General features: G+C 69.7%; 8 protein-coding genes. 3 read left to right on the top strand and 5 right to left on the bottom strand.

Going from position 1 to position 7,224, the window contains the following annotated elements; translation table 11 throughout:
* The 3 genes from ACIBBD_RS34935 to ACIBBD_RS34925 all read right to left on the bottom strand — a co-directional run.
* Positions 1-413 (bottom strand): ATP-binding cassette domain-containing protein (locus tag ACIBBD_RS34935; RefSeq protein WP_399423595.1); only part of this gene is annotated, 413 nt, incomplete at its 3' end.
* A 61-nt stretch (positions 414-474) separates the two neighbouring features.
* On the bottom strand, positions 475-1,317 hold the full coding sequence (locus tag ACIBBD_RS34930; protein ID WP_399423594.1) for a DUF4097 family beta strand repeat-containing protein: 843 nt from the start codon (positions 1,315-1,317) through the stop codon (positions 475-477).
* A gap of 82 nt (positions 1,318-1,399) precedes the next feature.
* Complete coding sequence (locus tag ACIBBD_RS34925) at positions 1,400-1,918, bottom strand: toxin-antitoxin system HicB family antitoxin (protein WP_399423593.1); 519 nt, start codon at positions 1,916-1,918, stop codon at positions 1,400-1,402.
* A gap of 320 nt (positions 1,919-2,238) precedes the next feature.
* Between ACIBBD_RS34925 and ACIBBD_RS34920 the strand changes: the two genes are divergently transcribed.
* Positions 2,239-2,817, top strand: a complete 579-nt coding sequence (locus ACIBBD_RS34920; RefSeq protein ID WP_399423592.1) for a TetR/AcrR family transcriptional regulator — start codon at positions 2,239-2,241, stop codon at positions 2,815-2,817.
* An 80-nt stretch (positions 2,818-2,897) separates the two neighbouring features.
* Positions 2,898-3,680 (top strand): oxidoreductase, encoded by a 783-nt coding sequence (locus tag ACIBBD_RS34915; protein WP_399423591.1) that lies wholly within the window; start codon positions 2,898-2,900, stop codon positions 3,678-3,680.
* Between the two features lie 152 nt (positions 3,681-3,832).
* Here the strand turns inward: ACIBBD_RS34915 and ACIBBD_RS34910 are convergent, their stop codons facing one another.
* Positions 3,833-5,338, bottom strand: a complete 1,506-nt coding sequence (locus ACIBBD_RS34910; RefSeq protein ID WP_399423590.1) for a SulP family inorganic anion transporter — start codon at positions 5,336-5,338, stop codon at positions 3,833-3,835.
* 445 nt (positions 5,339-5,783) lie between these two features.
* Between ACIBBD_RS34910 and ACIBBD_RS34905 the strand changes: the two genes are divergently transcribed.
* Positions 5,784-6,224 carry a MerR family transcriptional regulator gene (locus ACIBBD_RS34905; protein ID WP_399423589.1) on the top strand — a complete coding sequence of 147 codons (441 nt, stop codon included), beginning with the start codon at positions 5,784-5,786 and terminating at the stop codon, positions 6,222-6,224.
* Between the two features lie 106 nt (positions 6,225-6,330).
* Here the strand turns inward: ACIBBD_RS34905 and ACIBBD_RS34900 are convergent, their stop codons facing one another.
* On the bottom strand, positions 6,331-7,152 hold the full coding sequence (locus tag ACIBBD_RS34900; protein ID WP_399423588.1) for a class I SAM-dependent methyltransferase: 822 nt from the start codon (positions 7,150-7,152) through the stop codon (positions 6,331-6,333).
* Positions 7,153-7,224: the final 72 nt, after the last annotated feature.

Here is a 7,224-nt window from a genome sequence, read left to right as displayed (position 1 = left end):
CGTTCCAGCAGCTCGGTGGCGACGCGCCGTCCCTCACGCTTGGACAGGTGGTGCAGGTCCGCCATGAGGAGCATGTTCTCCTCGCCGGTGATCAGCCCGTCGACGGCGGAGAACTGCCCGGTGACGCCGATCGCGGCGCGCACGGCCTGCGGGTCGGTGGCGAGGTCGTGGCCCGCGACCTGGGCCTGTCCGCCGTCGGCGGTGACGAGGGTGGAGAGGATCTTGACGGCGGTGGTCTTGCCGGCGCCGTTCGGGCCGAGCAGCGCGAACACTGACCCGGCCGGGATGCGCAGATCGATGCCGTCGAGGACGGTCCTGTCGCCGAACGACTTGCGCAGACCGACGGTGGAGACGGCGGCCGGCGACGGATGACCGTCATCCCGCCTGGACGTGAGCATGACAGATTCAGGCATGGAGCTCTCCGTTCGGAGGCTGAAGTGGGTCGGGGGATGGGGCCGGTTGGAGAGGTGAAGATCAGGCCTTTGCTCGGCGGATGTCGATGTTGCCGTACCGGGTGCGGGCGCGGACCTTGACGGTGTCCTCGGTGCTCTCCGGGGCCTCGGAGGCGGTGAGCGTGTTGCGCACCTGGCCGGAGCCCGAGCTGACGTCGAGCCAGGCGGCCGTTGCCTCGCGGACGCCGACCTCGATGGAGCCGTAGGAGGTCTCCAATTGGACGGTGCCACTCGCCACTTCACCCACGCGCAGGGTGCCGTGGGCGGTGGTGGCGGTGACCGAGTCCTCGGCCCGCCGGATCTCGATGTCTCCGTTGGCGCCGCTCACCCGCAGCTCGCCGGTCGCGGCGCCGACCGTCGTGGTGCCGTGCGAGTTCTTCAGGACGGCGGGGCCGTCGACGAGGCCGACGCGCATGCTGCCGGAGCTGGTGGTGATCTCCGCCGTGCCCTCGACCCGGTCCACGGTGATCGAGCCGTGCGACGCGGTCAGCTTCAGCGGTCCGGTCGTGTCGAGGCGCACGTCGCCGGACGACGTCTTCACACGGACCTCGCCGAGTCGACCCTCGCCGAGCACCTGCGTCCAGGCGCCGGTCATGTCGATGCGCGAGCCTGTGGGCAGTTCGACCGTCACGTCGACGACGCCGGTGCGGCCGAAGAGATTGGGCTTGGGTGTCCTGACGGTCAGTACGCCGCTCGCGCAGGTGACCTCGGTCTGGTCGGCCGTCCGCACGTCCAGGTCCTTCTTCGGGTCGCGGGGCCTCACCTCGACGACCGTGTCGAGTCGGTCGACCGCGGTGAACTGGATGGAACCGGCCTCCACGTGCGCCGTGGCCGTAATCGCTTCGGGAGTGTCGAAAGAAGGCATGGCTGTCCCGTCCTCATGGGTCTTCAGGACGTCCCCCTGGTGGGACGTGGTGTGGGTGAAGTGGTGCGGGCGGGGGGAGCGGTCAGCGCACCCAGCCCGTGAAGCTCTGTCCGACGGTCTGGGCCTTCTCCGTCGTGCGCGGCCGGGCACCGCCGTCCAGTGCGGCCGACACGGCGCGCACCAGCCACGCGTTGACCGACAGGCCCTCGCGGGTCGCGGCCTCCTCGGCGCGGGCCTTGAGGTGAGCCGGCAGACGCAGGTTGACGCGGGCCGTGCCGCCCTCGTCACCGTCGGCCGGGGCCTGGGCCCTGAACGGTTCGACGGGCGCGGCGGGCCTCCCGGGGGTGCCGCTGTCGGCGGGCGGCGGCGTGACAACGAAGTCGGGGTCGAGCCCGCGCAGCCGTACGTCGACCGAGCCGGGGGCGAGTTCGCGGGTGATCTCGTCCATCGCGGCGGAGAGCACGTTGAGCATGATGAGGCGGGTCGCCGACTCCAGGGGAGCGGTGAGCCTCTCGGCCAGCTCGCGGGCTTCCTCGCCGCCGGCTTCGGCGGCCACCGCGAGTTCGCGGCGGAGGGTGTCGACATACGGGGTGAGGTCCATAGCGCCATCATGGCACCACTCTGGCGCCATCGGCAAGCCTGTGTGGCTCCCAGTGTGGGGTGAGCTGAGGGGGTGGTCGCTCTGCCTGCGGAAAGGTGAAGAGGGGAACGTGCGGTCGTGATGGCCACTGTGCTGCCCAATGGCTCCGGGGGTGCGGAATGGCGCCAGGTTGGCGCCGGCTGGCGTCAGATGGCTCCGTGGGGTGCCAAGTGGTGCCGCATGGCGCCACGCGATGTCCTGCGGCGGGGTAGGGGGGGGCCGACCTGTGTCCGGTCACTGTTCTTGACCTTCGGGTCAAGAACAGTGGTAGTGTTCCGATCATGGCAAGGCCCAAGCAGTTCGATCCGGAGATCGCCGTCGACCGGGCCATGGAGGTGTTCTGGCGAAAGGGGTACGCCGCCACCACTCCGCAGGACCTGGTGGACGCGCTCGGTATCGGAAAGGGCAGTCTCTACAACGCCTTCGGCAGCAAGCGTGCTCTCTTCGAGCTGGCGCTCCGCCGCTACCGCGACAGCCAGGCCCTCGCCCTGGTGGAGATGCTCGAGGAGTCCGGTCCGGTCCGCGAACGCCTTCGCGAGGTGCTGAGGTTTCTGGCCGAGATGGACCTTGGTGATCCGGACCGCCGGGGCTGCATGGCGGTGAACACCGCGGCGGAGTTGGCCGGGGCCGATGAGGCCGCGGCCGTGCTCGTCCGCCGCATGTTCGACCGTACCGAGGGGGCCTTCCGGGCGCTGATCGAGGAGGGGCAGCGGGCGGGAGAGATCGCGCCCGAACGCGACCCGGTGGCGCTGGGAAGCCTTCTGCTGACCACGGTCGTGGGCATGCGGCTCATGGCGCGCGTCGCCGAAGGGCCGGACAGGCTCGCCCGAGTGATCGACGCGACGATCGACTCCCTCTGATCCGGTTACCGGAGCGCACCATGCTCCGGGCCGGCCTTTGCCCGAATTCTGTACCTGAAATTCAAAAACAGGAGCATCGAATGGACCTCAACCTCACCTCCAAGACGGCCGTCGTCACCGGCGCCAGCCGAGGCATCGGACTGGCCACGGTCCGATCGTTGATCGCCGAGGGCGTCCGTGTGATGGGCGCCGCCCGTACCGTCACGCCTGAGCTCAAGGAGAGCGGAGCCCTGGCGGTGGCAGTGGACCTGAGCACCGCCGACGGTGTCACCGCCCTGATGAACAGCGCCGCTGCGGAACTGGGCGGCATAGATCTGCTGGTGAACAACGTCGGAGGCGGGGACGACGTGGAACCCGTCGGTTTCCTCGACACCGACGACACCCAGTGGACCCGCATCTTCGATCTCAACCTGCTCAGTGCGGTCCGTGCGAGCCGCGCAGCCCTGCCCGGTCTGATCGAGCGCCGCGGATCGATCGTCAACGTCTCGTCCATCAACTCCCGGCTGCCCGCCGCCGGTCCGGTCGCCTACAGTGCCGCCAAGGCGGCCCTCGCCGCTCTCGGGAAGTCCCTCGCCGAGGAGTTCGGCCCGCGGGGAGTGCGCGTCAACACCGTCTCCCCCGGAGTGGTGCGCACGGCCATCTGGGAGGACCCCGCCGGCTTCGGGGGCAAGGTGGCGGCCGGAGCCGGCGCCGAACATGACGCGTTCCTCCAGCAGATCCCGACGGCCTTCGGCATCACCACCGGACGCATCACAGAACCGCACGAGGTCGCCGCCCTCATCGTGTTCCTTCTCTCCGGGGTCGCCGGCAACATCAACGGAGCCGACTACGTCATCGACGGCGGCACGGTCAAGACGCTCTGATCCTCAGTGCGCCGAAGCGTACTGAAGCGCCTAGCCGGTGACGGCAGGCTCAACACCCCGTCCATCCTGTGCCCCACCACCGCGGACAGCGTCGCCGTGCGGGACCGGCGATGCGGGCTGGGACCAGGGGCCGCCGTGCAGGGTTGGTCCGGTCAGTGGCCGGCTGCGAGTTCGCCGCTGAGCTTGCCGTGGAGATGGGCGCTGGGTTCGTTCAGGCCGGTGATCTCGACGGTCTTGCCGCGCTGGGCGTACTTGGTCTCGATGGCGTCGAGGGCGGCGACGGACGAGGCGTCCCAGATGTGGGCGGCGGACAGGTCGATGACGACCTGGTCGGGGTCGGTGGCGTAGTCGAACTGGCCGACGAGGTCGTTGGACGAGGCGAAGAACAGTTCGCCGGTCACCCGGTAGACGACTGTGGTGCCGTCGGGGGCGGTGACGGCGGTGACCTCGGCGAGGTGGGCGACGCGCTTGGCGAAGACGACCATGGCGGTGATCGAGCCGACGACCACGCCGATGGCGAGGTTGTGGGTGGCGACGACGACCGCGACGGTGATCACCATGACGGTGATCTCCCCGGCCGGCATCCGCTTGAGCGTCTTCGGGGCGATGGAGTGCCAGTCGAACGTCGCGAACGACACCATGACCATGACGGCGACCAGGGCGGCCATGGGGATGTCGGAGACGACGGGCCCGAAGACGATGCACAGCACCATCAGCAAGGCGCCGGCGAGAAAGGTTGACAGGCGGGTGCGGGCGCCGGACACCTTCACGTTGATCATGGTCTGGCCGATCATGGCGCAGCCGCCCATGCCGCCGAAGAAGCCGGTGACGATGTTGGCGATGCCCTGCCCGATGGACTCGCGGGTCTTGGAGGAGTGGGTGTCGGTGATGTCGTCGACCAGTTTCGCTGTCATCAGCGACTCCATGAGGCCGACCAGGGCCATCGCGAAGGCGTAGGGGGCGATCGTGGTCAGGGTGTCCAGGGTGAAGGGCACGTCCGGCAGGCCCGGAACCGGTAGGGACGACGGCAGTTCGCCCTTGTCACCCACGGTCGGCACGGCGATCCCGGCCGAAACCGTGACGACGGTCAGGATCACGATCGACACCAGCGGCGCCGGAATCACCGTGGTGATCCTCGGGAAGAACACCATCAGCGCCAGCCCGGCCGCCATCAGCGGGTACACCGGCCAGGGCACTCCGGTCATCTCGGGTACCTGGGCCAAGAAGATGAGGAGAGCGAGGGAGTTGACGAAGCCGACCATCACCGAGCGGGGGATGAACCGCATCAGCTTCGCCACACCGAGCACGCCGAGGGCCACCTGGAAGACTCCGGCGAGGATGACCGCGGCGACGAGGTGGCCCAGGCCGTGTTCGCGGTTGAGCGGTGCGATCACGAGGGCGACGGCGCCGGTGGCAGCGGAGATCATCGCCCGTCGGCCGCCGACGACGGCGATGGTGACGGCCATGGTGAAGGAGGCGAACAGGCCGATCGCCGGATCCACACCGGCGATGATCGAGAACGAGATCGCCTCCGGAATCAGGGCCAAAGCGACCACCAGGCCGGCCAGGACCTCGGTCCGCCAGACCTTGGGATCACGCAGCCAGTCCGGGCGCAGGGCTCGCAACCGCGCGGCGGGGGAGAGGAGGGGAGAAGACAAGAAAGCAGCTGCCTGTCGTGCTCGGGCACACCCCGAGGGCGGACCGGGGCGCGCGAAGGAAGGCGCGGGAGGCCGGGTCGGCATCCCGCAGCCGGCCCACTGAGCGGGGCCGGAAGGTCCATGTGCGGGGGAGCCGGCGAAGCAGCGGACGGGGGCGCCTGCGCGGGCTCTGGTCAACGGCGAAGGATCACGGCGGACAGGCGGCGTCGGGCACCACAAGCTCGCGCACGCGTCTCTCCAGCAGGGCTCGGTTTCCTCGCCGGGGGCTGCATCGGCCCCGACACGGCAGTGCGGCTGGGTCTGAACGCCCGCACCGCACAGGGAGCGAAGACGGCCCGCAGGCCCGACCTCACCACCGGAAACTCTACCCTAACGTTAGGGTAGAGATCGGTGGACCGGAACGGGACGCGGCACAGCCGGATACGAGAAGGGCCGGATCAGGGACGTGGACGGCAAGCACATGCAGATCGGCGAAGTCGCCGCACGGACCGAGCTGTCCCTGCGCACCATCCGGCACTACGAGGAGACCGGTCTCGTCACCCCGTCCGCCCGCTCCCAGGGCGGCTTCCGCCTCTACACCGAGGTCGACGTGGCCCGCCTCATGGTGATCCGCCGTATGAAGCCACTCGGCTTCACCCTGGACGAGATGCGTGACCTGCTGGAGGCCACCGACCGCCTCGACGCCGACGACGACCTCGAAGCCGCCGAGCGGCAAGCGCTGCTGGACCGGGTACGCGGTTACGAGCAGGCCGCCTCCCGGAAGGTCGAGGAGCTACGCGTCCAGCTGGAGCGCGTCGAGGACTTCGCCGCCACCCTCCGCATCCGGCTGGAGGCGGCCGACCCCGAGAGCCGCCGCTCCCTCACCGGACCGGCCACGCACACCTGAAAGCGGCGACGCACCGCGCGTCACTGACCTTCTGCGCCTTGTCCACGACGACGCCGGACGGTGGCCACGGGGTTCGACGAACGCGCCTGCATCTTCCACGGCACCGTCATCGGGCCTCGATCCGACCTCGGCCGGGTTCAGGATCCGCGACCGGCTGGTCGTCCGGGCCCGCAGCCGAGGGCGGTACCTCGGCGACGAAGAACAGGAAGTTGGGTTTGGTCGAAAGGTCATGGAAGCCGTCGGGGAACAGGTCTCGGGCGGCCGGGTCGGGCTGGGGCTCGCTGATGGCGGCAAGGCGGAGGCCGGCGGTGGCGAAGGCATCGGTCATCGCGTGCAACGGCCTGCGCCAGAACCTCATCGGGAAGGACCGCCCGTCGAACGTCCAGTCGAAGGTATAGCTGGTCGTCGCGAAGTAGTCGGGCCGAGGATCCCGGATCGTGTAGGCCACGACAGGGTGGTCCACCGACGCGATCAGCCGGCCGCCGGGCCGGAGCACTCGCCGTATCTCGGCCAGCGTCGGCCCCCAGTCCTCCAGGTAGTGCAGGACCAGCGACGCGACCACGTCGTCGAACGCACCGTCGGCGAACGGCAGGCGGTCGCTCAGGTCGGCCACGTGCAGGGGCACGTCGTCGCCGAGCCGCCGCCTGGCCAACGCCAGCATCCCGGCGCTGGCGTCGATACCGGTGACGACCGCACCGCGGTCGCGCAGTGCGGCGGCCAGGGGGCCCGAGCCACAGCCGGCGTCCAGGATCCGACGGCCGGCCACGTCTGCGGCGAGGGCCAACATCGCGGGCCGCGCGTAGTACGCGGTCACGAGGTTGTTCTCGGTTTCCGCCGCATACGCCTCGGCGAAGCTGTCGTAGTCATTCTCCTGGGCCGGATCCGCAGGCTGGGCGAGATTCCCGGGCACATCGGTTACGCGTTCCATCGTCGAAGCGTAGTAGTCACATGATCCGCCGGACAGGCCCTGGCGCGGCGGGTGGCCGGCCGGTCGGATTCC

It is taken from the genome of Streptomyces sp. NPDC051315 (assembly GCF_044455165.1).
In the GTDB taxonomy this organism is placed as follows: domain Bacteria; phylum Actinomycetota; class Actinomycetes; order Streptomycetales; family Streptomycetaceae; genus Streptomyces.
The sequence above is the reverse complement of the archived record's forward strand: the minus strand, read 5'-3'. Positions and strand labels throughout refer to the sequence as shown.